Genomic DNA, 26,680 nt, shown 5'->3' on the forward strand with positions numbered 1-26,680 from the left:
GAGCCGACAGAGCATGTCGAAGATCAGGCCCAGCAAGGGCGCCCCGTACGCGCGGATCCTGGGTGTGGGCGGCTACCGTCCCGTCCGGGTCGTGCCGAACGAGGTGATCCTCGAGACGATCGACTCCTCCGACGAGTGGATCCGCTCGCGCTCCGGCATCGAGACCCGGCACTGGGCCTCCGACGAGGAGACCGTCGCCACGATGTCGATCGAGGCGTCCGGCAAGGCCATCGCCGACGCCGGGATCAACGCCGACCAGATCGGCGCCGTGGTCGTCTCGACCGTCTCGCACTTCAGCCAGACTCCGGCCGTCGCGACGGAGATCGCCGACAAGCTCGGCACACAGAAGGCCGCCGCCTTCGACATCTCCGCCGGCTGCGCGGGCTTCGGCTACGGCCTCACGCTCGCCAAGGGCATGATCGTCGAGGGTTCCGCGGAATACGTCCTCGTCATCGGCGTGGAGCGGCTGTCCGACCTGACCGACCTGGAGGACCGTGCGACGGCCTTCCTGTTCGGTGACGGCGCGGGCGCGGTCGTCGTGGGCCCCTCCGAGGAGCCGCACATCGGCCCGACCGTGTGGGGCAGCGAGGGCGACAAGGCCGGCACGATCAAGCAGACCGTGCCGTGGGACCGTTTCCGCGCCGGCGATGCGTCAGAGCTTCCGCTCGACTCCAAGGGCGAGATCAAGTTCCCTGCGATCACGCAGGAGGGCCAGGCGGTGTTCCGCTGGGCCGTGTTCGAGATGGCGAAGGTCGCCCAGCAGGCGCTGGACGCGGCCGGAATCACCGCGGACGACCTGGACGTCTTCATTCCCCACCAGGCCAACGAGCGGATCATCGACTCGATGGTGAAGACGTTGAAACTGCCGCAGCACGTCACGGTCGCGCGTGACGTACGCACCACCGGCAACACCTCGGCCGCCTCGATCCCGCTCGCGATGGAGCGGCTTCTGGCGACCGGCGAGGCGAAGAGCGGCGACACCGCGCTCGTCATCGGCTTCGGGGCGGGTCTCGTGTACGCCGCGACGGTCGTTACCCTCCCCTAGGCACTCCGTGCAGGATCATCCGGTCCGTACGGAATACCGCCAACCCTCTCTGGATACACACCGAAGGAGCGCCTGACATGGCCGCCACTCAGGAAGAGATCGTCGAAGGTCTCGCCGAGATCGTGAACGAGATCGCCGGGATCCCCACCGAGGACGTCCAGCTGGACAAGTCCTTCACCGACGACCTGGACGTCGACTCGCTGTCCATGGTCGAGGTCGTCGTCGCCGCCGAAGAGCGCTTCGACGTCAAGATCCCGGACGACGACGTCAAGAACCTCAAGACCGTCGGCGACGCGACCGACTACATCCTCAAGCACCAGGCCTGATCCAGCGATCGGGCCCGGTTCGCCCGGCCCGGTCCACCGATCAGTCCGTTGCCCCGCCACCCGGCGGTGGCGCCGCTGAATCCTCGTATTTGGAGAAAGAATTCCCGTGAGCTCGACCAATCGCACCGTGGTCGTCACCGGTATCGGCGCAACCACACCGCTGGGTGGCGACGCAGCCTCTACCTGGGAGGGCCTGGTCGCCGGCAAGTCCGGTGTCCGCGCCCTGGAGCAGGACTGGGCCGCCGACCAGGCGGTCCGTATCGCGGCGCAGATCGCCGTGGAGCCGGGCGAGGTCATCCCCCGCCCGCAGGCCCGCCGTCTCGACCGCTCGGCGCAGTTCGCCCTGATCGCCGCCAAGGAAGCCTGGGCCGACGCCGGTTTCACCGACAAGGCCGGCGACGACACCTCCGTCGACCCGGACCGGCTCGGCACCGTCATCGCCTCCGGCATCGGTGGCGTGACGACGCTGCTCGACCAGTACGACGTGCTGAAGGAGAAGGGCGTCCGCCGCGTCTCCCCGCACACCGTTCCCATGCTCATGCCGAACGGCCCGTCCGCCAACGTGGGCCTGCTCGTCGGCGCCCGCGCCGGCGTGCACACCCCCGTCTCCGCCTGCGCCTCGGGCGCCGAGGCCATCGGCTACGCCATCGAGATGATCCGCACCGGGCGCGCCGACGTCGTCGTCGCCGGTGGTACGGAGGCGGCGATCCACCCGCTGCCCATCGCCGCGTTCGGCAACATGATGGCGATGTCCAAGAACAACGACGACCCGCAGGGCGCCTCGCGCCCCTACGACGTCGCCCGTGACGGCTTCGTCCTCGGTGAGGGCGCCGGCGTCCTCGTCCTGGAGTCCGCCGAGCACGCCGCGGGGCGCGGGGCCCGGGTGTACGCGGAGGCGGTCGGCCAGGGCATCTCCGCCGACGGCCACGACATCGTGCAGCCGGAGCCGGAGGGGCGTGGCATCTCCCACGCCCTGCAGAACCTGCTCGACAACACCGATCTGGACCCGGCCGAGATCGTGCACGTGAACGCGCACGCGACGTCGACGCCCGCCGGTGACGTGGCGGAACTGAAGGCGCTGCGCAAGGTGTTCGGTGACGACGCCGACCACATGGCGGTCTCCGCGACCAAGTCGATGACCGGTCATCTCCTCGGTGGCGCGGGGGGTGTGGAGTCGGTGGCGTCGGTGCTGGCGCTGTACAACCGGATCGCTCCGCCGACCATCAACGTCGAGAACCTCGACCCCGAGGCCGAGGCGAACGCCGACATCGTGCGCGGGGAGGCTCGCAAGCTGCCTGTCGAGGGCCGCATCGCCGCCCTGAACGACTCGTTCGGGTTCGGTGGGCACAACGTGGTGCTGGCGTTCCGTACGATCTGAATTCGGCCTCAGATGTACTGAACGGGGTGTGGCCCCGGGCTCCTCGTGGAGTCCGGGGCCACATCTGTTGTTCGTCGGGTGCGGGGCGGTGGGGGCTGGTCGCGCCCGCGCGGCAAAGCCGCACATGTCACAGCCCCGTGCCCCTTTGGGGCGCGTCAGACCACCTGGTGGAGCCAGCGGACCGGGGCGCCCTCTCCCGCGTAGCGGAAGGATTCCAGCTCGTCGTCCCAGGGCTTGCCCAGGAGTTTGGCGAGGTCGGACTCCAGGTCGCTCTCGCCGCGCTGGGAGCGCAGGAGGGCGGCGCGCAGGCGGTCCTCGGGGATCAGGATGTCGCCGTGGATTCCGGTGACGGCGTGGAAGATGCCCAGTTCGGGGGTGCAGCTGTAGCGCTCGCCCTCGGCCGTGGGGCAGGGCTCGGCGGTGACCTCGAAGCGCAGCATCTGCCAGCCGCGCAGCGCGGAGGCCAGCTTGGAGGCGGTGCCCACCTCGCCCTTCCAGGAGAACTCGGATCTCCAGGTGCCCGGCGCGGCGGGCTGCCGGATCCAGTCGAGGTTGACGCGGGTACCGAGCACGCCCGCGACCGCCCACTCGACGTGCGGGCACAGCGCGCGGGGCGCGGAGTGCACGTAGAGAACTCCACGTGTCGTCACTGGGGCCTCCGGACAGAGCGAGACATCTTGTAACTTAGCGGAAAGGCAGTGGCAGGGCGGCCACGTGGCGAGGCTACCGTGCGGCGGCGCAAGGAGTGTGACGTACCGTCGGTCCCAGCACCCAGAAACATTGAGGTTTCACCCAAGGGGACGCGGTGCGACCGGTTGTGTACTGCGGGGTGTCGGCCAACCGTGTCGGGTGGGTGCTGAGCAATCGTGCTTGACGAACGAGGGGACCAGGGGATGCGTCGCAGGAGTCACCGTTCTCGGGCCGCCTTCGCCCTCGCGTCGGCGGCTCTCCTGGGCGTCGCCGTCGCCGGCTGCGACGCCGTCGGTGACAACTCCCCGGCGCCCCGGGGCACGACGGCCAAGGCGTTCCCGAAGCCGACCCCCGCCTGGGACCGCAGCCCGACGTCGATGGCCGCCGTCGGGGACTCCATCACCCGCGGCTTCGACGCGTGCACCGTGCTGTCCGACTGTCCGGAGGTGTCCTGGGCGACCGGCAGCGACACGAAGGTCAAGAGCCTCGCCGTACGGCTGCTCGGGCAGGCCGGGGCCGCCGAGCGCAGCTGGAACTACGCGGTGACCGGTGCCCGGATGGAGGATCTTTCCGACCAGATGGCACAGGCCGTCACGAACAAGCCGGAGCTGGTGACCGTGATGGCGGGCGCGAACGACGCCTGCCGCTCGTCGGTGTCGGCGATGACCCCCGTCGCCGAGTTCCGCTCCGAGTTCGAGGACGCCATGGACACCCTGCGCGAGACGCTGCCCAAGACCCAGGTGTATGTGTCGAGCGTGCCGGATCTGAAGCGGCTGTGGTCCGAGGGGCGGAGCAACCCGCTGGGCAAGCAGATCTGGAAGCTGGGTATCTGCCCCTCGATGCTGAGCGACGCGGACTCCCTGACCACGGCGTCGATGCGGCGGCGCACGACGGTGCAGGACCGGGTGGAGGCGTACAACCAGGTCCTGAAGGAGGTGTGCGCCAAGGACCAGCACTGCCGCTTCGACGGGGGCGCGGTCTTCGACTACCGCTTCGGCACGGACCAGCTGAGCCACTGGGACTGGTTCCACCCGAGCAGGGATGGACAGGCGCGGCTCGCGGAGATGGCTTATCGGGTGGTGACGGCGGCGAAGCCGGTGAGCTAGGGCCTGTCGTTCAGATCCTTGGCCTAGGCTTTCGATCATGCACAGCGAATTCTTCGGCACTCTTCCCGACGGCACCCCGGTCCACCGCTGGACGCTGGAGCGCGCCGGGGTGCGGGTGCGGATCCTGACGTACGGCGGGATCGTCCAGTCGGTCGAGGTCCCGGACCGGGACGGGGCGCGCGCGGACGTGGTGCTGGGGTTCTCCGACCTCGACGGCTATCTGACGCACACGGGGCCGTACTTCGGGGCGCTGGTCGGGCGGTACGCGAACCGGATCGCCGGGGGCCGCTTCCTCCTCGACGGCCTCACCTATCACCTGGCGCCGAACAACCCGCCCAACTCCCTGCACGGCGGGGAGCGCGGCTTCGACAAGCGGGTGTGGGACGCGGAGCCCGTCGATCACGGACTGCGCCTGACCCGGGTCTCCCCGCACGGCGAGGAGGGCTTCCCGGGCCGTCTGGAGGTCTCGGCGACGTACACGCTGGACGAGGCGGGCGCGCTGGGGATCGCGTACGAGGCGGTCACGGACGCGCCGACCGTGGTGAACCTGACGAACCACACGTACTGGAACCTGGCCGGTACGGGCAACGCCGGCGGCCACGAACTCCGGCTGGACGCCTCGCGGTTGACCCCGGTGGACGCCGATCTGATCCCCACCGGGGCGCTGGACGCCGTCGACGGGACGCGGTTCGACTTCCGTACGGCGCGGAAGGTCGGCGCCGGCTACGACCACAACCTCGTCCTCGACAAGGGGCTCACAGAGACCGCCGTCGAGGTCGCCGAGCTGCACGACCCGTCCTCCGGGCGGACGCTGGCGGTCGCGACCACCGAGCCCGGGCTCCAGCTGTACACCGCGGAGCACCTGAGCGACCCCTTCGCCCCCGGGGACGGCGTCGCGCTGGAGACCCAGCACTTCCCCGACTCCCCCAACCGGCCCGAGTTCCCGAGCACGGAGCTGCGGCCGGGCGGGGTGTACCGGTCGGAGACCGTGTACGCGTTCGGCGTCCGCGGCCAGTAGTCGACGACCGGCGACCGGCGACCGACCGTCAGACGCTCTCGCCGCGCATCCGCTTGATGGCCCTGCCCAGCAGGGTCATCGCGCCGAGGCAGACCGTGACCACCACCGCGCCGACCAGCGCGGGGAGCGGGGACTTGCCCTTGATCCCCTCCACGAGCACGGTGGTGGCCAGCACCATGATGATCGAGTACAGGCTCCGGCCGACCTTGGCACCGGCCGGGATCACCCGCAGCAGCTGCGGGATCGTCGTGGCGGCGGCGATGCCCATGCCGAACGGGATGAACGCGCCGAGCACCAGGGCGCCGAAGCCGAACGAGTTGCCGTACGCGCCCCATCCGGCGCCCTTGTAGAGGAGATAGCCCGCGGCGCCGAGGGACAGCAGGGCGAGTACGCCGTTGAGGTACGCGGCGAGGGTGGCGGCCTTGCGGGCGCCCGGCAGATGCGCGGCCGGGGAGCGCCAGGCGTCCGGGGTGATCAGGCGCAACTGCTGCTTGAGGGCCCGCATCCGTGTCATGGCGAGGAGGCCGACGGCCACGGCGACCAGTCCGACGGCCGTGGCCGCGAAGCCGATCGGTGTCCGCGTGATGCCGTAGTGGGCGCCGCCGAAGGTCAGCGGGATGCCGAGGACGAAGCCGTACGCGTACGTCTTCGCCTGCTGCTGGATGCGCACCACCAGCTGTCGCTGGTCGGGGGTGAGGTTGGGGTCCAGCCGCATCTCGCCCTCGCCCAGGTGCTGTGGGGGGACCTGGGGCTGCTGCTGGTACTGAGGCGGGTACGGGACCTGCTGCGGAGGCGGGTAGTAGGGCTGCTGCCCCTGATACGGCCCCTGCGGTGGGTACGGGCCTGGCTGCTGACCTGGGTACATGCGTTGTTCTCCCCCGAACCGGCGTGTTCCGGCCCGCGAGTCTGGCACAGAGGGCCGAGAACCGACGAGCCCCGATCCGGATGTCAGGTTCCGGACCGGGGCTGCTCGGGGTGGACGCGTCCCGCGTCAGACGTTAATCGTCGCCGCGACCCGACGGTCGACGATCGAGCGACCCGCAGCAACCTCGTACGAACCCTTCACAAAGACCCAGGCTCCGGTGCTCTCGTCCCAGACCTCGAAGGCCCGGCGCGGGAGTACGAGGACGACGTCCACGCTCTCGCCGGGGCCCGCCTCGACGCCCGCGAAGGCGGCGAGCCATCGGGCCGGACGCCCGGCGTCGGCCTCGACGGGCGCCAGATAGACCTGGACGACCTCGCGCCCGGCCCGCGCACCTGAGTTGCGGACGCGGACCGTGACCGTCGCACCCGAACCGGCACCGGCACCCGGACCGGCACCGCCGTCGCCGAGCTCGATCGACTCGTACGTCCAGTCGGTGTAGCCGAGGCCGTGTCCGAAGGCGTACGAGGGGGTCCTGCCCTCCTTCTCCCAGGCGCGGTAGCCGATGAACACGCCCTCGGTGTACGCGAGTTCACCGTCGGCCGGGACCACCTGGGTGACCGGGGCGGCCGTGAGGGAGCCCCAGGTGGTGGGCAGCCGGCCGCCGGGCTCGTGGGCGCCCGTGAGGACGTCGGCGAGGGCGGCGCCGCCCTCCTGGCCGGGGAACCAGCTGAGCAGTACGGCCGCGACCTCCTCGCGCCACGGCAGCTCGACCGGGGAGCCGGCGTTGACGACCACGACGGTGTTCGGGTTGGCGGCGGCGACGGCGTGCACCAACTCGTCCTGACGGCCGGGCAGCCGGAGATCCTTACGGTCGAAGCCCTCCGACTCGACGCGCTCGGTGGTGGCGACCACGACGACGGCGGTGACGGCGGCGCGGGCGGCTTCGACGGCCTCGGCGATGAGTTCGTCGGGGTCGCGGCGCGGGTCCAGGTGGGCGAGCGCGAAGCCGACCATCCTCAGCGGCGCGCCCTCGGGGACGACGATGGCGTGCCGCAGCGCCACCTCGTACCTCTCACCGGCGACGAGATCCACCTGGGCGCGCTCGACGGGGGCGCCGAAGAACGCCGTGAAGGGGTCGTCCTTCGTGCTGCGCTGGATGTCGTCGAAGTGGATCGTGCCGTCGACCGTGAGCGTGAACGCGCCGAGGCCCTTGATGCCGAAGGTGTGGGTGCCACTCTCGCGCGGGGTGAAGGTGCCGGTCAGTTCGACGCTGCGGAGGGTGGCGTGGGTGACGCCCTCGGGGAGGTCGTCACCCATCCACTGGATCTGGCCGCCCGGGGCCGAGCCGGTGCCGATGACCGCGCCGTCCCGGTCGCGGCAGACGGCCCGCAGGGTGAACCCCCTGTCGGCGACGGCGAGTTCCTCGTTCGGGTCGGCGCCGACGGCGTACGTGAGGCTGCCCTCGGGGAGGGCGGCGGTGAGGCCGTCGAGGGGCGAGACGACCCGGGAGGGGAAGACGGTGGCGGAACCGCCGCCGAGGACGCGGGCGTCGCGGGCGGCGGCGCCGATCAGGGCGACCTTGTGCCCTTCGCCGCGCCCTTCGCCGCGCGCTTCCCCGAGCGGAAGAGCCCCTTGGTTGCGCACGAGGACGAAGGAGCGGCGGGCGATCTCGCGGGCCAGGGCCTCGCCGTCCACCGTCGCGGGCGGTTCGGTGACGACCGGCTCGGCGCCCTCCAGGATGCCGACACGGGCGGCGAGCCGCAGGACGTTGCGGACGGCCGCGTCGACCTTGGCCTCCTCGACCTCGCCCGCGCGGACGGCGGCGGAGAGCGCCTCCCCGTACACGGTCAGGGGGCCGGGCATGGCGACGTCGAGACCGCCCTCGATGGCGCCGACCGTGGCGCGCGCGGCGGTCCAGTCGGAGACGTTGAAGCCGTCGAAGCCCCACTCGCCGCGCAGGATCTCGTTCACGAGGTGGTGGTGCTCGGTCATCGTGGTGCCGTTGACCGTGTTGTAGGCGGTCATGATGCCCCAGGGGTGGGCGCCTGCGACGATGGCCTCGAAGGGGGCCAGGTACAGCTCGCGCAGGGCGCGTTCGGAGAGCAGGTTGTTCACCGTGAAGCGGTCGGTCTCGGCGTCGTTGGCGACGAAGTGCTTGACGGTGGTGCCGACACCGCCCGACTGGACGCCCTGGACATAGCCGGAGCCGATCTCACCGGTCAGGTACGGGTCCTCGCTGTACGCCTCGAAGTGGCGGCCGCCGAGCGGGGAGCGGTGCAGGTTGACGGTGGGCGCGAGGAGGACGTGGACCTGCTTGCGGCGGGCCTCCTGGGCGAGCAGGGTGCCCGCCCGGCGGGCGAGGGCCGGGTCCCACGTGGCGGCGAGCGCGGTCGGCGAGGGGAGCGCGATCGACGGGTCGTCGGCGGTCCAGTGGACACCGCGTACGCCGATCGGGCCGTCGGACATGACGAGGGACTTGAGGCCGATCTCGGGCAGTGCGGGCAGCGACCACATGTCCTGCCCGGCGAGCAGCCTCGTCTTCGCGTCCAGGTCCAGCTTGCCGAGGGCCGCCTCGACGACCGTCTCGCGGGCCTCGTCGGCCGGTGTGCGCGTTCCCGCCATCGCGGTGCCTCCTCATTGAGTCCGTGCATCCGTGAGCCCGTGCATCCGCTCCGTGTGTCCATCCTGCATCCGCTACCTGTAGAGCAGTAGGTTTCGTTATCTCTTCGTTATATTCCATGCTTGCGCATGCCGTACGGTGACGCCATGAGCACCAGGGCCAGAAGCGCGGAGCGGCGCGCCGAGATCGTCCGGGCAGCCCTGGAGGTGATCGCCGAGCGCGGCTACCGGGGCGCGAGCATGGCGTCGGTCGCGGAACGCGTGGGGCTGACCCAGCAGGGGCTGCTGCACTACTTCCCGACGAAGGACGCGCTGCTCGTCGCGGTGCTCAAGGAGCGGGACCAGTGGGATGCCGTGCCCGACACCCCGTGGCGGGTCGACCTGCTCGCCTCACTGGTCGAGTACAACGCCATGCGGCCCGGGATCATCCAGACGTTCTCGGCGCTGCTCGGCGAGAGCGTCACCGAAGGGCACCCGGCGCGCGAGTACTTCACCGAGCGGTACGCGCGGGTGCGCGCGAGCATGGCGGCGGTGCTGCGCGCCGAGTACGGGGAGCGGCTGCCGAACGGGCTCACGCCCGAGCGCACCGCTCCGCTGCTGGTGGCGGTGATGGACGGCCTCCAGTTCCAGTGGCTCCTGGACCCGGAGTCGGTGGACATGCCGGGCGCGTTCCGGGACTTCCTCGCGCTGCTCGGCGAGGACTGAACCCGACCACCACCGCCCTGCCACCGCCTGCGCCCCTGTCCGTGCTACTGGTGCCAGATCACGGCCAGCGTCTTGCTCACCGCGCACACGGCGGCGAAGGCGATCGCCCACCCGTAGGCCCCGGCGAAGGCCAGCGCGGCCACGCCGGCCCCGAACCAGAGCAGTTCGAAACCGACGCGGACCGCGCCGCGCGTCTTGTACGACGCCTTCTGCGAGCCGAACAGCGCCCACAGCGTGATGAGTACGGCCGGGGCGCCCAGACCGAGGAGCCAGGTCAGTGGCGTCGCCGCGGCGCGGGTGAACCCCCAGTACCCGACGGCCGCGAGGGCGCCGAGTTCGATGAGGAAGAGGACGCCCAGGTTCGCTGCCTTCATGGGCGGCAGTATCACCCGGAAGGGATCACTCCGGCCCGTGTGTGTCACGCGGGACCGGTACGGCGGCCACGACCTCGATCTCTATCAGGGCCTCCGGCTTGAAGAGGCGGGAGACCTCGAAGGTCATGCTGGTGGGCGGGGCACCGGTGAGGTACTGGGCGCGTACGGCACCGTAGGCCGGGAGTTGGGTGATGTCCGTCAGATAGGTCCGGATGTTGATGATGTCCGACAGGCCCGCCCCGTGCGCCCCCAGCAGCGCGTCGATGGCCTCGAAGACCCCGCGGCTCTGTTCGGTGAGGTCGGCGCCGTCCGCGACCTGTCCGGAGAGGTACAACAGGGCTCCCGCGCCCGGCAGTTCGACCCGGGCGACCTGGGAGTAGTAGCCGTTGGCGGGACCCGGCGCCGAGGGCGGGTTGTCCAGCGAGATCTGCATGGGAGGCCCTCTCAGGCGGAGCGGCGGATGTGTTCGACGGCCTTCGCGATGTCCGCGCCGGCGACGGCGGGATCGGCGGCGGCGCGCTTGTAGTGCTCCAACACCGCGTCGAGTACGGGGAGTTCGGCGACCTTCGTGGCGAGGGCGACGTCCTTGGCGGCGAGCGCGGTGGCGAAGTGCACGTCCTCGGCGAAGGCGCGGCCGACGGCGCCGCCGAGCGGGCCGCCCGCGAGCGCGGTGCGCGCCACGTTCTCGTCGATACCGAGCCGGTCCGCGAGAGCCATGGCCTCGGCGACGAGGGCGACCCCGCCGAGCACGGCCGTGTTGACGACGAGTTTGAGCGCGGCGCCGGAGCCCAGCGGGCCGGTCCGGGTGACGGTGCCGAGATGGACGAGCACGTGCCCGACGCCCGTCAGCTCGCCGCCCGCGAGGATGCCGAGCTGCCCGGCGGCCGCCTTGTCGGTGCTGCCCGCCACGGGCGCGTCGACGAACGTCACGCCCTCGCCGAGCCGGGCGGCGAGTTCCTTGACCACGTCGGGCCCGACGGTCGACATCTCCACCCAGGTGGTACCCCGGCGCAGCTCCGGCACGATGGCGTCCGCGACCGCGTCGAGCGCGGCCGGGTTGGCGAGCATGGTGATCACCACGTCCGCGTCCCGCACGGCCTCGGCCGGGGACGCGGCGAGGGTGGCGCCCTCGGTGACCAGCGGCTCGGCCTTCCCGGCGGTGCGGTTCCAGACGGTCGTCGGGAATCCCGCGGCGACAAGTCGGTGTGCCATCGCGGCGCCCATGTGCCCGAGCCCGAGGAATGCGATCTTTTCCATGCCTTCGACGCTAGGCGGGCCCACGTGATGCGACAAGCGAATGTCTAGCATGGCTCTCATGCTCAACCCGCATGCCGTACCCGACCTCTCCAGCACCTGGCTGCGGGTCTTCCTGGAGGTCGCCCGGCACGGTTCGTTCACGGTGGCCGCGCGGACCCTCGGCTGGACACAGTCCGCGGTGTCCCGGCAGATCGCCTCGCTGGAGTCGGCGCTCGGCGGAGCCCCGCTCTTCGACCGGCTGCCCCGGGGCGTACGGCTGACCGAGGCCGGGCGGGTCCTCGTGCCGCACGCCGAGGCGGTGGTCGAGCGGCTGCACGGCGCGAACCGCGAACTGGCCGCGCTGCGGCGGGCCGCGGGCGGGCGGCTGCGCTTCGGCGCGTTCGCCACGGCCGACGCCGCGCTCGTACCGCGCGCCATCGCCGCGTGGCGAGTGCGCCATCCGGGGGTGCGGCTCACTCGCGAGGAGGGTCTGACGCCCGTGCTCCTGGAGCGGCTCTCCGCGGGCGGCCTCGACCTGGCGATCGTCTCCACGACGGGCCGCGCCCCGCTGGACCCGTACACCCTGCACCACCTCCTCGACGAGTCCCTGTACGTCGCCGTCCCCGCCGATCATCCGCTCGCCGCCGAGTCCTCCGTCCGCCTCCCCCAACTCGCCGACGCCGACTGGATATCCGGCTCCGCCCGCCCCGAGGGCACCCTGCTGGACGCGGCCCTGCGGCACGGCTTCCGCCCGCGCGTCGCGCATGTCGTGGCCGAGTGGACGGCCAAGCAGGGGTACGTCGCCGCCGGGCTCGGGGTGACCCTGGTCCCGGCGCTCGCCGCCGAGTCCGTACGCCCGGACATCGCGCTGCTCGCGGTGCGCGACGAGGAGGCGCCCGCACGGGCGGTGTACGCGGCGACGGTGCGGGGCCGGTCACTGGGACCGGCGGCGCGGGCGTTCCTGGGGGCACTGCGGGAGGCCGCGACCCACCTGCCCGCCTGAGCCACACCTCATGGCGCAGGTCCCCTCCGTCGCGCGATACTGCGGCCGTCCGGCAGCTCCCCACGGCAACGGAAGGCATGAACTCCCTTGACCTACATACGCGTTCGGCTCGGCGCAGGTGTACTCGGACTGGCCCTGGTGGGCGGCCTGGCCGCGGCGCCCACCGCGTCGGCGGCAGCCGCGGCCTCCGTCACCGTCGAGGAACAGCGCCTCGACCAGGCCGCCCCTCGGGAGATCCTGCGGCGCTCCGGATTCGACACGGTGGCCCCCGGGTTCGCGCGGGCGCTGGAGCGGGCGGGCTCGTTCGGGCAGGCCGAGCGTGTCGTCGTACGGCAGGGGGCGCGGCTGTGGCAGCGGGCCGTCGACCGGGCGCAGGGGCGGGGCCCGGCGGGCGGCGACCTGAGCCGGGACGACGACCGACCGCTGTACTGGGCGCGGCTGGGCATGACGCGCGAAGTGCGGCAGTGGGAGCCGCAGTTCGGTCTCACGGACACGCAACGCGCCAGTCTGCTGGCCGAGTTGGAGGAGAACTCACGCGGCGAGAACACCATCCGCTATCCGCGCGCCAAGGGCGTGAAGCGGATCCTGCTCACCGGGTTCGACCCGTTCACGCTGGACCGTGACATCCGGATCTCCAACCCGTCCGGGGCCACCACCCTCGCCCTGGACGGCACGACGATCCAGACCACGGACGGCCCGGCGCGCATCGAGACCGCCGTGTTCCCGGTCCGCTGGCAGGACTTCGCCGGGAGCACGGTGGAGCGGACGCTGCGCCGCCAGCTCCCGCACGTGGATCTGTTCACCACGGTGAGCCAGGGCCGCGTCGGCCGATTCGACGTGGAGCGGACCAACGGGGCCTGGCGGGGCGGCTTCCCGGACAACGAGAACGTCTCCCGCACCGAGACGATCCCCGTCACCGACCCGGCCTCGCAGCCGCAATGGACGTCGACGACGCTCCCGTACGCGCGGATCGTGGCCGCGGCCACGGGCCGCTTCCCCGTGTACGACCACACCTCGGTGACCGAGATCCCGGCGGGAGGCACCGATCCGGTCGTACGCCCCGACGGGCCGACCCCGGGTTCGACAGCGCGCGCCGGGGGCGGCGGGGACTACCTCTCCAACGAGATCGCCTACCGCGCGACGCTGCTGCGCGACCGACTCGGTCTGCACGACAGCCTGCCCGGCGGGCATGTCCACACGCCCGTACTGCAGTTCGGCACGGGCAACACGGACCCGGCGACGGGGGCGGTCACGGACCCCGAGTTCGTTCAGAACCGGCTGGACATCATCGCCCAGGTGCGGGCGATCGTGACGGTGGCCGCGGACGCGAGCGCATCGGTCGTCAGTGGGACGGGGCGAACGCGGGGGTGACGCCGGTCACGCGGCGGCGCGTTGTTCGTGGTCGCCGTGGCTGTCGTGATCGTCGTGGTCGTCGTCCGGCTCGCCCGTTTCCTCGTCCAGCAGGTCGCGGGCCATCAGTGTGGCGCCCGCGACCGCGCCCGGCATCAGGAAGACGGCGACGAACGGGACCAGGAAGGCGAGGCCCAGCGGGGTGCCGAAGCCCCAGACCAGCGTCTTGCGGGAGCGGAGCAGGGTGAGGCGGTCGCGGAGGTCGACGCCCCGGCGCTGGAGGGCGACCGCGGTCAGTTCCTCCGTGAGGAAGAAGCCGGTGACGAAGAAGCCGATCACGGGGACGACGGTCTGGCCGATGAACGGGAGGAAGCCGAGGGCGAAGAGGAGGACGCCCCAGACGGCGGCCCGCACGAGGACACGGAGGCTGTCTCGCGCGGAGATCCACAGCTCGCGCCAGAGCGGGAGGCCGGACTCCGGGGCCGTGCCGTCCGGGGAGACGTCCCTGTCGACCTTCTCCGAGAGGGACTCGTAGAAGGGCTGGCCGACGAGGAGGGTGACGGCGGTGAAGGTGAGGACGGCGAGGAGGAGGGCGAGGGCGAAGAGTACGGCGGTGAGGAAGCCGCGGAAGAGGCCCAGCCAGGGGCTGGACCAGTCGTCGGCGAAGGGGGTGGACCAGGTGACGAAGTCCTCGCCGTACAGGGCGAGGGTGACGAGCGCTGCCGCGTACAGCACGAGGGTGATCAGGCCCGGTAGCAGTCCGAACCCGTACTGCTTTCCGTGCCGTGCCACCCATCGCTGGCCCTGTATGAGGTAACCGAACCCCGCCCCGAGATCACGCATGACCAGAACTTTACCGGGACTCGCCCCCGCCGCCCCTACCCAACCCATCCCCAGGGACTCGGCCCCTTCCACCCCGCCGGGGCTACGCCCCGGACCCCCATCGGCCTGAACGGCCTCGTCCTCGAACGCCGGACGCACCGAGGCTTTCAGGGGCGCGGGGAACTGCGCGACCCGCCCCCACCGGGCCGCGGCCGAACGAGTCTGGGCGGGAGATGTGGGGGCGCAGCCCCCGCCGCCTTCGGCCCGCGGGTGAAGGCGGGAGGCCGGGGCGTGGCTAGGGCCTGTCCGGCGGATCAGGTCGCAGGAAACGGGCAGGGTCTCATCGACGCTGGTGAGCGGGGCTTGGTGCGTGCAGCTGCAAGGCGGAGGAGGGAGTCGACGCGATGGGGGTCCCCCTGCTCGAGCGAAGCCGAGAGCTCGGGGGAGTCGGCGACCGACGACAACGCCGCTGGGGGCACCCCCTGCTCAAAGAGCTTGGGGGAGGGCGTGCCAAGCCCCGCGTCTGCGGCATGATCCGCCGGACAGGCCCTAGGGCGGAGTCACCGCCACCACAAGCCCCCGCTCCGCCGCAGGCGACACCGCCGCGGACACCCGTACCGCCACCGCCCGAGCCACCCGCCCCGTCCGTGACGCCGACGCCAGGAGCAGGGGCTGCAGGTGTTCGAGGCCGGAGACAAGGAACTCCTCGCCGGCGATCAGCACCGGCCGGACCGCGTCCGTCGTGGCCGCCGCCGCCTCCGTGAGGTCGGCGAGCGGCGGCAGCACGGCCCGCACCACCCCCACCCCCGCCGCAGCCGCCCGCTCGGCCAGCGCCACCTGAAGCGGCAGCAAGGGAGCCAGCGCCGACGTCAACGCGTCGGCGATACGCCGGAGTTCGGGCGACGAGTCACGCAACACGTCCGCCGCCGCCCGTATCACCGGCGTCAAAGCGAGCAACGCCCCCGCCGCCACCCCGGCCACCGCCGGCAGCAACGGCGACCCCGCCTCCAGCAAGTCCCCCAACGCGTCCGCCGCCTCCTGCACCGCAGGCTCCACCGCGTCGAGGATCGGCAGCAGACTGTCCCCCAGCGCGGCCAGCAACGCCTGCGCGGGCCGGCTCACGGGATGCACCGCGAGCGGCGCCCCGGTCGTCCCGAGCCGCGTCAGCGTATCCACGATCCGGTAGAACGCCTCCTGCGCCTGCGGAGACGCACTCGCCTCCGCCAGCTCCGCCGTCGTCTCCCGGAGCACACGCAGCGCCTGCGCACCCGACCCGTCCCGGGGGTCGAAGGTGTTGAGGGCGATCCTGGTGATGTTCCCGGCCGTGTCGAGGAGTTGGCCGGTGATGTCGGTCGTGCTGCGCGCCATACGCAGCACGTCATCCCTGCTGGGGATGCTGGGGAGCGACGGAATCGGGGACATGAGCCCTCCTCGCCACGCACGGCACCTCGCCACATGGACCCGTCCGCTGGCCCCCTACGGCGTCTTATGGCCTCAGCATGCCCCCTTCGGCCCGTCGGCGATGCCCCATCCGTGGCATCCACGGCGTTCAGGGGGGCCACCGTGGCACCCGGGCCCTCTTGTTGAGGAAGAGTCGAACAGGTACACCTCGCCCTACCGACCCGTGCCCTACCGACCCGTACCGATCTCAGGCCCCCCACTGGAGGTACGACGCGTGCGCCTACCGAGACCCGTCCTGATCGCCACTGTCCTCACCGCCGCGACCGGATCGCTTCTCCTCGCCCCGCACAGCGCCACCGCGGACCGCGAACCCCCTGTCCGTGAAGGGGCGGGCCGTGAAGGGACGGACCAGCCCACGGGTGCCGCCCGGGCCCCGGCGAACGCCGCCCGCAACGCCCTCACCAGCCCCGTCACCGACCTGTCCGACGCCGGCCTCGCCGCCCCCCGCCGTGGCTATCCGCGTGAGCAGGTCCTCTCCCCCGACCCGGAGAACCCGGCGGACAAGTCCATCAAGCTGGGCCTCACCCCGTACCACGCCATCGCCCCGAAGCTGAACGCCCTCCAACGGCTCGGCGACCGTGTCAGCGTGGAGGTCGCGGGCCGCTCGGCCGGAGGTCACCGGCTCTATCTGGTCACCGTCACCGCCCCGGAGTCCGCCTCCGAGTCCCTCGACCAGAAGCGGATGCGCGAGCTGATCGAGAACGCACCACAGGCGGCGGCGAAGGACCCGGCCCTCAAGACGTCGTACAAGACGCCGGTCTTCTTCGACAACAACATCCACGGCGACGAGTGGGAGGGCACCGACGCCTCCCTCGCGCTCATCGAGCGGCTCGCGAGCGCGAAGGACGCGCAGACGGCCGACCTCCTCGCCCACAGCCGCCTCTACTTCAACATCACGGCGAACCCGGACGGCCGGATCGCGGGCACCCGCGCCAACGCCAACGGCTTCGATCTGAACCGGGACTTCATCACCGCCTCGCAGCCCGAGGCGCGCGCGATCCGCCAGATCGCCATCGACAAGCAGCCGGCCGTGATGCTCGACCTGCACGGGTACGTCAACGGCACCCTGATCGAGCCGACGACCCCGCCGCACGGCGAGAACTACGAGTACGACCTCTTCCTCAAGAACACCTACGCCAACGCCCTCGGCATGGAGGCCGCCGTCAACGGCCTCGGCTACACCCCCGCGAAGGACGGTGTCGAGCCCGCCCAGATCCCCTTCCGCGACCAGCAGGAGGGCTGGGACGACTGGCCGCCGATCTTCACGCCCCAGTACCAGGCGTTCCACGGTGCGGTCGCCGCGCACACTGTGGAGATCCCGCTGACGGTGAACAACTCGGAGTACGACACCCTGCCCGTGGCCGAACTGCGGCGCAGGTCCGCCATCAACGTGGACGTGGCCGGCGCGGCCATGCGCGCGACCCTCGCCTACGCCCGGACCCACCGCGCCTCGATCATCGCCGACCAGATCGAGGTCTTCCGGCGCGGCGCGACGGGCGCGGCCCAGGTGCCGGTCTCGGCGGAAACCGTGCCGGGGGTGCCGGGCATCGGTCCCGAGGACGTCTACACGACCGACTTCCCGCGTGCCTACGTGATCCCGGCGGGCGGCGCCCAGCGTTCGGCGACGGCCGCCGCCCGCCTCGTCGACCATCTCCTCGCCCATGACGTCCGCGTCACGCGCGCGACCCGCGACTTCCGGCTGGCCGGACGGTCGTACGCGAAGGGCTCGTACGTCGTCGATCTGCACCAGCCCAAACGCGGTCTGGCCAATGTGATGCTGGCCGACGGGCGGGACATCAGTGCCAAGGTGTCGGTGATGTACGACATCTCGGGCTGGAGTCTGGGGCGGTTGTGGGGTGCGACGGTCGTGCCCGTACGGAGCGGGGGGCTGTCGGCCGTGGCCACCCGCCGGGTCGAAGCCGCCGCGCGGGTCGGGTACGTCGCCCCGCGTGGCGATCTGCAGCTGCGTCTCGACACCCCGCAGGAGATCGCCGCCCTCAACTCCCTTCTCGAACAGGGGGTTTCGGTACGGCAGCGCGCGGACGGCAGTGCCGTCGTGCCGGGATCGGCGCGGGCGCGGGCCGCCGCTCTCGCCCGTACGTACGACGTGGCCTTCGACGCGACCGGACAGACCAGGACGACCGAAGGCAGCCCGGGAACACCCCTGCACCGCGTCCGCGTCGCCGCGGCCGTCACGCCGGGTGAGCTCTTCGCGCTGCGGGAGATGGGCTTCGACGTGGTGCCGGTGTCGACGGCCGTCCTGAACGCGGGCTTCGACTGGTCCGCGGTGGACGTGCTGTTCGTGTCGTCGGGGCTCGACCACGCCCAGTTGAACGCGAGCGCGCAGACGGCGCTGGACGCCTTCCTCCACACCCACGGTCTCGTCGGCCGCGGAGCCGTCGGAGCCGCGCTCAACTCGGCGGCCGGGCTGCTGGCGCTGCGGCCGGTGGAGGGCAACGGTGACGCCAACGGTGTCGTGCGGGTGGTGAATGCGGGTGGACCGCTCACCGCGAACGCGCCCGACCACGGCTTCGTCTACGCGCCCGTCTGGTTCACCGATCTCGGCCCCGGGGTGCGTGTCGAGCAGGCGTACGCGCCGGGCGATCCGCTCGTCTCCGGGCACTGGCGCCCGCTGGCCGACGGGACGGGAGGGCCTACGGCCGCCGGCGGCCGGGCCGCTGTCGTCAGCGGTCCGCATGCCGTGCTCTTCGGCACCCAGCCGCTCTTCCGTGATCACCCGAAGGGGGAGTTCCCGCAGGTGGGAAGGGCGCTGCTGACCGTCTCGTAGGACACTGCCGTCCGTCCGACACGACAGGACGGAGGCCGCACCCCACGTCCTGGGGTGCGGCCTCCGCCGTGTACAACGAGCGCCGTCAGACGAGCGTCACGGTGATGTTGCCGCGGGTCGCCTTCGAGTAGGGGCAGACCTGGTGCGCCTTTTCGAGGAGGTCCCGTGCGGTGGCCCCGTCGACGTTCGGGATCGTCGCGGAGATCTCCACGATGATCCCGAACCCGTCCTCGTTCTTGCCGATGCCGACCTTCGCGGTGACCGTCGAGCCGGAGACGTCGGCGTTCTCCTGGCGGGCGACGACGCCGAGGGCGCCCTGGAAGCAGGCGCTGTACCCGGCGGCGAAGAGCTGCTCCGGATTGGTCCCGGCGCCGCTGCCGCCCATCTCCTTGGGCGGGTTCACGACGACGTCGAGCCTGCCGTCGTCGGTGGCGACCCGGCCGTCGCGACCGTTCTCGGCGGTGGCGACGGCGGTGTAGAGGACATCGGTCTGCTGGATGGACATACGGTGCGTTCCTCCTTGGTCCGCCGCGACTCGCGCCCACGATCGCGACGGTTTCGGAAAGAAGTTACCGTATGCCGAAAGTCCAGCGACAGCCTCTCCGGAGAGCCGGAGAACCTGGGGACCGGAGGACCGGAGAGGGTCAGAGCTTGACGATCATCTTGCCGACGTTGTCGCCGCGCAGGACGCCGAAGAACGCCTCCACGTTGTTCTCGATGCCCTCGACGACCGTCTCGCTGTACTTGAGCTCGCCCGAGCGGACCCAGGCGCCGACCTCCTGCACGAACTGCGCCTGCAGGTCGTAGTGGTCGCCGACCAGGAAGCCCTCGATGCGGCCGCGGGTCTGGATGAGGCGGGCGAGGTTCTTCGGGCCGGGGACGGGCTCGGTGCTGTTGTAGACGGAGATCATGCCGCAGACGGCGATGCGGCCGTCCCGGTTGAGGGAGCCGATGGCCGCCTCCAGGTGGTCGCCGCCCACGTTGTCGAAGTAGACGTCGACGCCGTCGGGGGCGGCGGCGCGCAGCTGCTCGCTGACCGGGCCGTTCTTGTAGTTGAAGGCGGCGTCGAAGCCGTACTCCTCGACGAGCAGCTTGACCTTCTCGTCGGAGCCGGCGGAGCCGATGACGCGCGAGGCACCCTTGAGCTTGGCGATCTGCCCGACCTGGCTGCCGACCGCACCGGCGGCGCCGGAGACGAAGACGGAGTCGCCCTCCTTGAAGGAGGCGGTGCGCAGGAGGCCCGCGTAGGCGGTGAGACCGGTCATGCCGAGGGCGCCGAGGTACGTCGACAGCGGCGCGGCCTGCGGGTCCACCTTGACGGCCTGCTTGGCGTCCACGACGGCGAATTCGCGCCAGCCGAAGAAGTGCAGGACATGGTCGCCGACCGCGATGCCCTCGGCGTTGGAGGCGATGACCTCACCGACCGCGCCGCCCTGCATGACCTTGCCCAGCTCGAAGGGGGCGACGTAGGACTTGGCGGCGCTCATGCGGCCACGCATGTACGGGTCGACGGACACGTACGCGTTCCGCACGAGGACCTGACCCTCCCCCGGCTGCGGGACCTCGGCCTCGACCAGGGCGAAGTCCTCGGGCTTCGGCCAGCCGACCGGGCGGCTGACCAGGTGCCATTCGCGATTGACGGCGGGGAGCTGGGTCTCGGTCATGAGGGGGTGCCTTTCCTACGTGCATGCACGCGTACGTGCGACTACGGCTCTAATACTTCAGTACCTGAAACAACCATGCTCCTCAATATTTCATGATGTCAAGTAACGCGGTAACCTGGAGCCCATGGCCACGCAAAGAACAACCCGTATCGACCCGCTGACCCTCGAGGTCGTGGAACTCATCGGCACGGTCGTGGCCCGCTATCACGAGGAGTACGAGGACGCTGCCGCCGAGCATGCGCTGACCGGGGCGCAGGCGCGACTCCTGAGCCTGCTCTCACTCGAACCCCTGCCCATGCGGCGACTCGCGCAGAAGCTGAAGTGTGAGCCGTCGAACGTGACCGGGATCGTGGACCGGCTGGAGGCGCGGGGCCTGGTCGAGCGGCGCCCGGACCCGTCCGACCGCCGCGTGAAGCTGGCCGCGGCGACGGAGGAGGGCCGGCGTGTCGCGCGCTCCCTGCGCGACGCCCTCAACTTCGCCCGCGAGCCCCTGGCGGGCCTCTCCACCGAGGAGCGCCTGGCCCTCCGGGACCTCCTGCAGAGAATGCTCACGCCGTAGTTTTCGGCTGCGGGCCGGTGGGGGCCTGCCCGCAGTCGGCGAAACCACGCAACCCCCTACGTGCACCACCACAGGAAACGGTTGCACTGCGAAGGTGAAGGCGAAGGCGACGGCGCGGCCGAGGTCGGCGCGGCCGTCGGCGTGGGGGGCGACTTCGGCGGCGTCGAGGACCCGTGGCCGGACGTCGCGGAGGGCACCACCCCCGTACCGGTCGTCGCCGACTGTTCCTGCGTGTCCTTCTTCTTGTCGTCCTTGGACTTGTCATCCTTGGCGGACTTGGAGGCGGAAGGAGACGCCGACGCGTCCGGAGAGGCCGTCGCGGTGGACGTCCCCCCGGACGAACCCCCCGCGTCGGTGATCGGCTGCGCCGTCCCGGCGTCCGAGGAGGCCGACCCGTCCGGCGACTCACCCCCGGCCGCGGCCGGCTTCGGCAACAGCCCCGGCCCGTCTATGCCGAGCTCGGCGAGGCTCAGTCCACCCGCCGCCAGCACGAACCCCGCGGCGACGAGCAGCACCCGACGCCGCCGACGACGATGCGCCGCGGCCTTCCGGTCCCGCCGGCTCGCACCGCCCGGCCCCTCCGAGTCCGGGCCCCGGCCTCGTCCGCGCCCACGGTTGCGCCGCCGGGCGTCGGCCCGTCCGGACCGCTCCCCCTCGCCGTCCTCGTCCTCGTCGGCGTCGGGATCTTCATCGTCGTCGTTGTCGCCCTCGTACAACGAGTCGACACCGGCGTCGATCGCCGCCGCGCCCGTTCCGGCACGCATGCCGGTCTGGTCCGCGTGCGCGCGGAGCTGTTCGGCTGAGGTGCCGCACCCCGGGCAGGCAAGGGCGCCGTTGAGGTGCCGTCGGCACGGGTCGCAGTAGTCCATGACGCCGGAAGACTAAGTTCCTCACAGGTAACGTTCATAGTCACAGCTGTGAAAGTTATGTAGGGAACTACCTGTTCCGGCGCGCCCCGCACCGCGTTCGCACCATCGCGCGCGCGACGAGCCGAGGCATACCGGCAAAATCCGCCGCCGACCGTTCCGTTCGACCCATTGACACCTCCGGGGCCACGTCCTTACTGTCACGCCAGCATTTCGAACGTGTGACGAAATTTCGAACAGAGCCGCAAGAGCACAGGGGGCAACTGCCGTGCGCATCACGGGAATCAGCACACACGTGGTCGGGACGCCCTGGCGCAACCTGACCTACGTCCAGGTGCACACCGACGAGGGCCTGACCGGAGTCGGCGAGACCCGCATGCTGGGCCACACCGACGCACTGATCGGCTATCTGCGGGAGGCGGAGGCCAATCACATTCTCGGTTCCGACCCGTTCGCTGTCGAGGACCTCGTCCGACGGATGAAGTACGGCGACTACGGGCGCGCCGGCGAGATCGTGATGTCCGGCATCGCGGTCATCGAGATGGCCTGCTGGGACATCAAGGGCAAGGCACTCGGCGTCCCCGTGTGGCAGCTGCTCGGTGGCAAGGTCACCGACAGGGTCAAGGCCTACGCCAATGGGTGGTACACGACCGAGCGGACTCCGGAGGCCTATCACAAGGCCGCCCAGGAGGTCGTGGCGCGCGGGTACAAGGCGCTGAAGATCGACCCCTTCGGGACCGGGCACTTCGAGCTCGACCACGAGGCGACGCTCTACTCCGTCTCGCTGATCGAGGCCGTGCGCGACGCGATCGGCCCCGAGGCCGAGCTGATGCTGGAGATGCACGGCCGGTTCTCCCCTTCCACCGCCGTCCGGCTCGCCCGCGAGCTCGCGCCCTTCAAGCCCGCGTGGCTGGAGGAGCCGGTCCCGCCGGAGAACCTGAAGGCCCTGGAGAAGGTCGCCGCCAAGGTGGACATCCCGGTCGCGACCGGTGAGCGCATCCACGACCGCATCGAGTTCCGCGAGCTCTTCGAGAGCCAGGCCGTGGACATCATCCAGCCCGACGTCGGTCACATCGGCGGCATCTGGGAGACGCGGAAGCTGGCCGCCACCGCCGAGGCGCACTACGTCCTCGTCGCGCCCCACAACGTCGGTGGCCCCGTCCTCACCGCCGCCTCCCTCCAAGTCGGCTTCACCTCCCCCAACTTCAAGATCCTCGAACACTTCAATGACTTCGCGGACGCGGAGATCAAGAAGGTCGTAAAGGGCGCCCCGCAGGTCGTCGACGGCTACTTCGAGCTGTCCCACGAGCCCGGTCTCGGCGTCGAGCTGGACGTCGACGCGGCGGCGGAGTTCCCGCAGCAGCAGGCCCGTTTCGACCTGTGGGCCGACGGCTGGGAGCAGCGCAAGCCCAAGGGGTCGCAGTGAGCACCGCGGTCGTCATCGAGGCGCCGGGCGAGCACCGGCTGATCGAGCACGAGCCGGTGCCGCCGGGCGCCGGTGAGGCCCTGGTGCGGGTGCACGCCGTGGGTATTTGCGGCAGCGACCGCGAGGTATACCAGGGCAACCGTCCCGACGGGTACGTCCGTTATCCGCTCACGCCCGGCCACGAGTGGTCGGGGACCGTCGAGGCGGTCGGGGCCGGGGTCCCGGAGTCGATCGTCGGGCGCAAGGTCGTCGGCGAGGGCTTCCGCAACTGCCAGGTCTGCGACCGCTGCCACGCGGGCGAGACAACGTTGTGCACGGCGGGGTACGAGGAGACCGGGTTCACCCAGCCGGGCGCGATGGCGACCACGCTGACCCTCCCGGCGCGGCTGCTGCACGTGCTGCCGGACGACGCCGACCTGACGGCGGCGGCCCTCCTCGAGCCCGCCGCCTGCATCGCGGCGGCCGCGCTGAAGGCGAACGCCCTGCCCGGTGAACGGGTCGCGGTGGTCGGGACCGGCACCCTCGGGATGTTCGCGATCCAGTTCCTGAAGGCGAACTCTCCGGCGGAGCTGCTCGTGGTCGGGACCCGGCCGGACCGGGCGGCGCTGTCCAAGGACTTCGGCGCCACCGACTTCCGTACCAAGGACCAGGAACTCCCCGGCGACTTCGACGTCGTCATCGAGACCGCCGGGTCCGCGTCCGCCGCGCGCACCGCCGCCTCCCTGCTGAGGCGCGGCGGACGCCTGGTCCTCACGGGGATCCCGGCGCCGGGCGCCGAGGGGCTCGATCCCACCGATCTCGTCGTACGGCAGCTGGAGGTGCACACCGTGTTCGGTGCGCCGCCGGCGGCCTGGGCGCACACCGTGCGGGTCTTCGGGGCCGGGCTGCTCAGCCCGTTGCCGCTGGTCACGCACGAGTTGCCGCTCTCCGGTTTCCCGCAGGCCATCGAGTTGGCGGGGTCCGGCGATCCCAAGGTCGGAAAGGTCCTGCTGAAGCCGTAGTCCCCCGAGCCGTACGCCGGTACGGAGCTACCTGACGGCTCCGTACCGGCGTACCACCCAGGCCCCGCGCACCCAAGGCCGCGAACTCCGTTCGAAATATCGAACATATCTGTACATGCACCCCTCGAACACGAAGGACAGCCAGTGACCGACGCCGCCCCTACGGCAGCCCGTCGACCCGGTGAGCAGGCGCTCGCCGCGCTCGGCCTGGGCGCACCCGCCCTCTCTCCCGCCGACGCCTCGCCGCACACCTTCCCGGGGGGCGGCCGCTGGCGCACCGAGGTTCCCTCCGTGGAGGGGCCCGAGGCCCTGGCCGTGGTCCTCAAGGAGTCCTCGCGGCTCGACGTACCGATCCACCGGATCAGCCAGGGCAGCGGTGTCTGGATGCTGACCGACGCCGAGATCACCGAGATGGTCGAGGCCACCGGCGAACGGGACATCGAGCTCTGCCTGTTCACCGGGCCGCGCGGCACCTGGGACATCGGCGGTTCGGTGCGCTCGGACTCGCGCGGCGGCGGCCTGCGGGCCCGTGGCCACGACGCGGTGGCCGGCTGCGTCGAAGACGCCCTCCGCGCAACGGAGTTGGGCGTCAAGTGCCTTCTCGTCGCCGACGAGGGCGTCTTGTGGACCCTGCACCGGGCGCGCACGGCGGGGATCATCCCGGCCGACACCACCCTCAAGCTCTCGGCACTGGTGGGCCCGGTCAACCCGGCCTCGTACGCGGTGTACGAGAACCTCGGCGCGGACTCCATCAACGTGCCGAGTGATCTGACGCTCGATCACCTCACCGAGATACGGCGAGTTTCAGCCGCTCCGATGGACATGTACATCGAGGCTCCCGACGACCTCGGCGGCTATGTGCGGATGTACGAGGTCGCCGAGCTGATCCGGCGCGGCGCACCGCTGTACCTCAAGTTCGGCCTGTCCAAAGCCCCCGGAATCTACCCGTACGGGCACCACTTGAGGGACCTGACCCTCAACACCGCCAAGGAACGGGTGCGTCGCGGCCGACTCGCCCTGGACCTGCTCGCGCGGCACGGAGCGGACGGCGACATGGCGCCGCTCGGATCCCGGCTGCCCGGAACTCTCACGCGCTTCAACACCACCTCATAACGTTCGCACAAACCCCCTTCACACAAGCCGACACAGCCGCGCACAATCCCACACACCTCTACTCGGTCTTCCCTCGCAACGCTCTCGGAGCATCCCCGTAACGCGAGACCGAGCCGGTCCAAGACATCAAGGATGATGATCATGCGTAACCGCAGAGCCGCCCTCACCGCCATCGCCGGAGCGGCCTCCCTCGCCCTCACCCTGACCGCCTGCGGCCAGAACAGCGACGGCGGCAGCAAGACCGACAGCAAGGACACCAAGGGCGGCACGATCGGTATCTCGATGCCGACCAAGTCCTCCGAGCGCTGGATCGCCGACGGCAAGAACGTGGTCACGGACCTTGAGGCGAAGGGCTACAAGACCAAGCTGGCCTACGGCGAGGACGACCCGGACACGCAGGTCTCGCAGATCGAGAACATGATCACGCAGGGTGTGAAGGCCCTGATCATCGCGGCCATCGACAACAAGTCGATGAACAACGTGCTCCAGCAGGCCGCCGACGCCAACATCCCGGTCATCTCCTACGACCGACTCATCCTCGGCTCCAAGAACGTCGACTACTACGCGTCCTTCGACAACGAGAAGGTCGGCACGCTCCAGGGCAACTACATCCTGCAGAAGCTCGGTCTCGCGGACGGCTCCAAGAAGGGCCCGTTCAACATCGAGCTCTTCGCCGGCTCGAACGACGACAACAACACGAAGTACTTCTTCGGCGGCGCGATGAAGGCCCTCCAGCCGTACATCGACAAGAAGCAGCTCGTCGTCAAGTCCGGCCAGACCGCGCTGAACCAGGTCACCACCCTGCGCTGGGACGGCGGCACCGCCCAGAAGCGCATGGACGACATCCTGACCTCGTCGTACAAGAGCGCCAAGGTCGACGCGGTGCTCTCGCCCTACGACGGCATCTCCATCGGCATCCTCTCCTCGCTGAAGTCGGACGACTACGGCTCCAAGAACAAGCCGCTGCCGGTCGTCACCGGTCAGGACGCCGAGCTGGCCTCGGTGAAGTCGATCATCTCGGGTGAGCAGACGCAGACCGTCTACAAGGACATCCGCAAGCTGGCCAAGGTGGCCACGGACATGGTCGACGCGGCTCTCAACAAGAAGAAGCCCGAGATCAACGACGACAAGACGTACGACAACGGCACCAAGGTCGTCCCCGCCTACCTGCTGCAGCCGGTCAGCGTCGACAAGACCAACTACGAGAAGGAACTCGTCGCCACCGGCTACTACAAGGACAGCGACCTCAAGTAACCGCCACCCCC

At 70.9% G+C, this 26,680-nt stretch carries 25 protein-coding genes; 14 read left to right on the forward strand and 11 right to left on the reverse strand.

The annotated features are described in order from the left end of the window. Positions 1-13: 13 nt before the first annotated feature. From ACIRA5_RS06280 to ACIRA5_RS06290, 3 genes are all read left to right on the forward strand, one after another. Positions 14-1,045 (forward strand): ketoacyl-ACP synthase III, encoded by a 1,032-nt coding sequence (locus ACIRA5_RS06280; protein WP_403687849.1) that lies wholly within the window; start codon positions 14-16, stop codon positions 1,043-1,045. A gap of 77 nt (positions 1,046-1,122) precedes the next feature. After that, complete coding sequence (locus tag ACIRA5_RS06285) at positions 1,123-1,371, forward strand: acyl carrier protein (protein ID WP_028800941.1); 249 nt, start codon at positions 1,123-1,125, stop codon at positions 1,369-1,371. A 106-nt stretch (positions 1,372-1,477) separates the two neighbouring features. Next, positions 1,478-2,749: a beta-ketoacyl-[acyl-carrier-protein] synthase family protein gene (locus ACIRA5_RS06290; RefSeq protein WP_403687850.1), complete on the forward strand. Its 1,272-nt coding sequence runs from the start codon at positions 1,478-1,480 to the stop codon at positions 2,747-2,749. 155 nt (positions 2,750-2,904) lie between these two features. Here ACIRA5_RS06290 and ACIRA5_RS06295 read toward each other — a convergent pair whose 3' ends face one another. Continuing rightward, positions 2,905-3,399, reverse strand: coding sequence for a DUF3145 domain-containing protein (locus tag ACIRA5_RS06295; protein WP_403687853.1), 495 nt, complete (start codon positions 3,397-3,399; stop codon positions 2,905-2,907). Between the two features lie 243 nt (positions 3,400-3,642). Between ACIRA5_RS06295 and ACIRA5_RS06300 the strand changes: the two genes are divergently transcribed. Next, the gene (locus ACIRA5_RS06300) at positions 3,643-4,545 is read left to right on the forward strand and encodes an SGNH/GDSL hydrolase family protein (RefSeq protein WP_403687855.1); all 903 of its coding nucleotides are present in this window, start codon (positions 3,643-3,645) and stop codon (positions 4,543-4,545) included. A 37-nt stretch (positions 4,546-4,582) separates the two neighbouring features. Then, positions 4,583-5,563, forward strand: a complete 981-nt coding sequence (locus ACIRA5_RS06305; RefSeq protein ID WP_403687857.1) for an aldose epimerase family protein — start codon at positions 4,583-4,585, stop codon at positions 5,561-5,563. A 28-nt stretch (positions 5,564-5,591) separates the two neighbouring features. Here ACIRA5_RS06305 and ACIRA5_RS06310 read toward each other — a convergent pair whose 3' ends face one another. Both ACIRA5_RS06310 and ACIRA5_RS06315 read right to left on the reverse strand, forming a co-directional pair. Further along, complete coding sequence (locus ACIRA5_RS06310; RefSeq protein WP_403687860.1) at positions 5,592-6,428, reverse strand: hypothetical protein; 837 nt, start codon at positions 6,426-6,428, stop codon at positions 5,592-5,594. A gap of 126 nt (positions 6,429-6,554) precedes the next feature. After that, a complete protein-coding gene (locus ACIRA5_RS06315) occupies positions 6,555-9,050 on the reverse strand; it encodes a glycoside hydrolase family 3 protein (RefSeq protein WP_403687861.1) in 2,496 nt (831 codons plus the stop codon). A gap of 126 nt (positions 9,051-9,176) precedes the next feature. Between ACIRA5_RS06315 and ACIRA5_RS06320 the strand changes: the two genes are divergently transcribed. Further along, a complete protein-coding gene (locus tag ACIRA5_RS06320; RefSeq protein ID WP_403688606.1) occupies positions 9,177-9,752 on the forward strand; it encodes a TetR/AcrR family transcriptional regulator in 576 nt (191 codons plus the stop codon). Positions 9,753-9,796: 44 nt separating this feature from the next. Here the strand turns inward: ACIRA5_RS06320 and ACIRA5_RS06325 are convergent, their stop codons facing one another. Genes ACIRA5_RS06325 through ACIRA5_RS06335 form a run of 3 tightly spaced genes read right to left on the reverse strand, consistent with a single transcriptional unit; the run spans position 9,797 to position 11,383 of the window. Beyond that, positions 9,797-10,126 carry a YrdB family protein gene (locus ACIRA5_RS06325; protein WP_075026875.1) on the reverse strand — a complete coding sequence of 110 codons (330 nt, stop codon included), beginning with the start codon at positions 10,124-10,126 and terminating at the stop codon, positions 9,797-9,799. A gap of 25 nt (positions 10,127-10,151) precedes the next feature. Further along, positions 10,152-10,559 carry a RidA family protein gene (locus tag ACIRA5_RS06330; RefSeq protein WP_403687865.1) on the reverse strand — a complete coding sequence of 136 codons (408 nt, stop codon included), beginning with the start codon at positions 10,557-10,559 and terminating at the stop codon, positions 10,152-10,154. An 11-nt stretch (positions 10,560-10,570) separates the two neighbouring features. Beyond that, positions 10,571-11,383 (reverse strand): NAD(P)-dependent oxidoreductase, encoded by an 813-nt coding sequence (locus ACIRA5_RS06335; RefSeq protein ID WP_403687867.1) that lies wholly within the window; start codon positions 11,381-11,383, stop codon positions 10,571-10,573. Positions 11,384-11,432: 49 nt separating this feature from the next. Here ACIRA5_RS06335 and ACIRA5_RS06340 point away from each other — a divergent pair, with 49 nt between their 5' ends. Together ACIRA5_RS06340 and ACIRA5_RS06345 are read left to right on the forward strand one after the other, a co-directional pair. Further along, the gene (locus tag ACIRA5_RS06340; RefSeq protein WP_403687869.1) at positions 11,433-12,365 is read left to right on the forward strand and encodes a LysR family transcriptional regulator; all 933 of its coding nucleotides are present in this window, start codon (positions 11,433-11,435) and stop codon (positions 12,363-12,365) included. Between the two features lie 87 nt (positions 12,366-12,452). After that, positions 12,453-13,736 (forward strand): pyroglutamyl peptidase, encoded by a 1,284-nt coding sequence (locus ACIRA5_RS06345; RefSeq protein WP_403687871.1) that lies wholly within the window; start codon positions 12,453-12,455, stop codon positions 13,734-13,736. 6 nt (positions 13,737-13,742) lie between these two features. On the opposite strand, the gene ACIRA5_RS06350 is transcribed toward ACIRA5_RS06345, so the two are convergent. Then, positions 13,743-14,558 carry an EI24 domain-containing protein gene (locus tag ACIRA5_RS06350; protein ID WP_403687873.1) on the reverse strand — a complete coding sequence of 272 codons (816 nt, stop codon included), beginning with the start codon at positions 14,556-14,558 and terminating at the stop codon, positions 13,743-13,745. A 528-nt stretch (positions 14,559-15,086) separates the two neighbouring features. Then, positions 15,087-15,959, reverse strand: a complete 873-nt coding sequence (locus ACIRA5_RS06355) for a hypothetical protein (protein WP_403687875.1) — start codon at positions 15,957-15,959, stop codon at positions 15,087-15,089. Positions 15,960-16,212: 253 nt separating this feature from the next. Here ACIRA5_RS06355 and ACIRA5_RS06360 point away from each other — a divergent pair, with 253 nt between their 5' ends. Continuing rightward, complete coding sequence (locus ACIRA5_RS06360) at positions 16,213-18,786, forward strand: M14 family zinc carboxypeptidase (protein ID WP_403687878.1); 2,574 nt, start codon at positions 16,213-16,215, stop codon at positions 18,784-18,786. Between the two features lie 85 nt (positions 18,787-18,871). On the opposite strand, the gene ACIRA5_RS06365 is transcribed toward ACIRA5_RS06360, so the two are convergent. Both ACIRA5_RS06365 and ACIRA5_RS06370 read right to left on the reverse strand, forming a co-directional pair. After that, positions 18,872-19,291, reverse strand: coding sequence for an organic hydroperoxide resistance protein (locus tag ACIRA5_RS06365; protein ID WP_060899264.1), 420 nt, complete (start codon positions 19,289-19,291; stop codon positions 18,872-18,874). 139 nt (positions 19,292-19,430) lie between these two features. Continuing rightward, a complete protein-coding gene (locus ACIRA5_RS06370; RefSeq protein ID WP_352045743.1) occupies positions 19,431-20,450 on the reverse strand; it encodes an NADP-dependent oxidoreductase in 1,020 nt (339 codons plus the stop codon). A gap of 124 nt (positions 20,451-20,574) precedes the next feature. Between ACIRA5_RS06370 and ACIRA5_RS06375 the strand changes: the two genes are divergently transcribed. Further along, positions 20,575-21,009 carry a MarR family winged helix-turn-helix transcriptional regulator gene (locus ACIRA5_RS06375; protein WP_403687881.1) on the forward strand — a complete coding sequence of 145 codons (435 nt, stop codon included), beginning with the start codon at positions 20,575-20,577 and terminating at the stop codon, positions 21,007-21,009. A gap of 56 nt (positions 21,010-21,065) precedes the next feature. On the opposite strand, the gene ACIRA5_RS06380 is transcribed toward ACIRA5_RS06375, so the two are convergent. After that, positions 21,066-21,878 (reverse strand): hypothetical protein, encoded by an 813-nt coding sequence (locus tag ACIRA5_RS06380; RefSeq protein WP_403687884.1) that lies wholly within the window; start codon positions 21,876-21,878, stop codon positions 21,066-21,068. A 265-nt stretch (positions 21,879-22,143) separates the two neighbouring features. On the opposite strand from ACIRA5_RS06380, the gene ACIRA5_RS06385 reads away from it, so the two are divergent. The 4 genes from ACIRA5_RS06385 to chvE all read left to right on the forward strand — a co-directional run bounded on the left by ACIRA5_RS06385 (position 22,144) and on the right by chvE (position 26,669). Further along, positions 22,144-23,301 (forward strand): mandelate racemase/muconate lactonizing enzyme family protein, encoded by a 1,158-nt coding sequence (locus tag ACIRA5_RS06385; protein ID WP_054233607.1) that lies wholly within the window; start codon positions 22,144-22,146, stop codon positions 23,299-23,301. Further along, the gene (locus ACIRA5_RS06390; RefSeq protein WP_403687888.1) at positions 23,298-24,302 is read left to right on the forward strand and encodes a zinc-binding dehydrogenase; all 1,005 of its coding nucleotides are present in this window, start codon (positions 23,298-23,300) and stop codon (positions 24,300-24,302) included. Before ACIRA5_RS06385 ends, ACIRA5_RS06390 begins: the two co-directional genes overlap by 4 nt. 144 nt (positions 24,303-24,446) lie before the next feature. Then, positions 24,447-25,415 carry a hypothetical protein gene (locus ACIRA5_RS06395; protein ID WP_190168699.1) on the forward strand — a complete coding sequence of 323 codons (969 nt, stop codon included), beginning with the start codon at positions 24,447-24,449 and terminating at the stop codon, positions 25,413-25,415. 135 nt (positions 25,416-25,550) lie between these two features. After that, positions 25,551-26,669 carry a multiple monosaccharide ABC transporter substrate-binding protein gene (gene chvE, locus ACIRA5_RS06400; RefSeq protein ID WP_403688608.1) on the forward strand — a complete coding sequence of 373 codons (1,119 nt, stop codon included), beginning with the start codon at positions 25,551-25,553 and terminating at the stop codon, positions 26,667-26,669. Positions 26,670-26,680: the final 11 nt, after the last annotated feature.

It is taken from the genome of Streptomyces sp. NPDC096311 (assembly GCF_044763085.1).
Taxonomy (GTDB): Bacteria; Actinomycetota; Actinomycetes; order Streptomycetales; family Streptomycetaceae; genus Streptomyces.

Bases quoted from the DNA above. Each gene is read 5' to 3' on its own strand.
- ACIRA5_RS06380 (WP_403687884.1), bottom strand. From the start codon at position 21,878: ATGGACTACTGCGACCCGTGCCGACGGCACCTCAACGGCGCCCTTGCC.
- ACIRA5_RS06315 (WP_403687861.1), bottom strand. From the start codon at position 9,050: ATGGCGGGAACGCGCACACCGGCCGACGAGGCCCGCGAGACGGTCGTC.
- ACIRA5_RS06335 (WP_403687867.1), bottom strand. From the start codon at position 11,383: ATGGAAAAGATCGCATTCCTCGGGCTCGGGCACATGGGCGCCGCGATG.
- ACIRA5_RS06365 (WP_060899264.1), bottom strand. From the start codon at position 19,291: ATGTCCATCCAGCAGACCGATGTCCTCTACACCGCCGTCGCCACCGCC.
- ACIRA5_RS06375 (WP_403687881.1), top strand. From the start codon at position 20,575: ATGGCCACGCAAAGAACAACCCGTATCGACCCGCTGACCCTCGAGGTC.
- ACIRA5_RS06350 (WP_403687873.1), bottom strand. From the start codon at position 14,558: ATGCGTGATCTCGGGGCGGGGTTCGGTTACCTCATACAGGGCCAGCGA.
- ACIRA5_RS06370 (WP_352045743.1), bottom strand. From the start codon at position 20,450: ATGACCGAGACCCAGCTCCCCGCCGTCAATCGCGAATGGCACCTGGTC.
- ACIRA5_RS06340 (WP_403687869.1), top strand. From the start codon at position 11,433: ATGGCTCTCATGCTCAACCCGCATGCCGTACCCGACCTCTCCAGCACC.
- ACIRA5_RS06355 (WP_403687875.1), bottom strand. From the start codon at position 15,959: ATGTCCCCGATTCCGTCGCTCCCCAGCATCCCCAGCAGGGATGACGTG.
- ACIRA5_RS06305 (WP_403687857.1), top strand. From the start codon at position 4,583: ATGCACAGCGAATTCTTCGGCACTCTTCCCGACGGCACCCCGGTCCAC.
- ACIRA5_RS06330 (WP_403687865.1), bottom strand. From the start codon at position 10,559: ATGCAGATCTCGCTGGACAACCCGCCCTCGGCGCCGGGTCCCGCCAAC.
- ACIRA5_RS06280 (WP_403687849.1), top strand. From the start codon at position 14: ATGTCGAAGATCAGGCCCAGCAAGGGCGCCCCGTACGCGCGGATCCTG.
- ACIRA5_RS06310 (WP_403687860.1), bottom strand. From the start codon at position 6,428: ATGTACCCAGGTCAGCAGCCAGGCCCGTACCCACCGCAGGGGCCGTAT.
- chvE (WP_403688608.1), top strand. From the start codon at position 25,551: ATGATCATGCGTAACCGCAGAGCCGCCCTCACCGCCATCGCCGGAGCG.
- ACIRA5_RS06325 (WP_075026875.1), bottom strand. From the start codon at position 10,126: ATGAAGGCAGCGAACCTGGGCGTCCTCTTCCTCATCGAACTCGGCGCC.
- ACIRA5_RS06285 (WP_028800941.1), top strand. From the start codon at position 1,123: ATGGCCGCCACTCAGGAAGAGATCGTCGAAGGTCTCGCCGAGATCGTG.
- ACIRA5_RS06320 (WP_403688606.1), top strand. From the start codon at position 9,177: ATGCCGTACGGTGACGCCATGAGCACCAGGGCCAGAAGCGCGGAGCGG.
- ACIRA5_RS06300 (WP_403687855.1), top strand. From the start codon at position 3,643: ATGCGTCGCAGGAGTCACCGTTCTCGGGCCGCCTTCGCCCTCGCGTCG.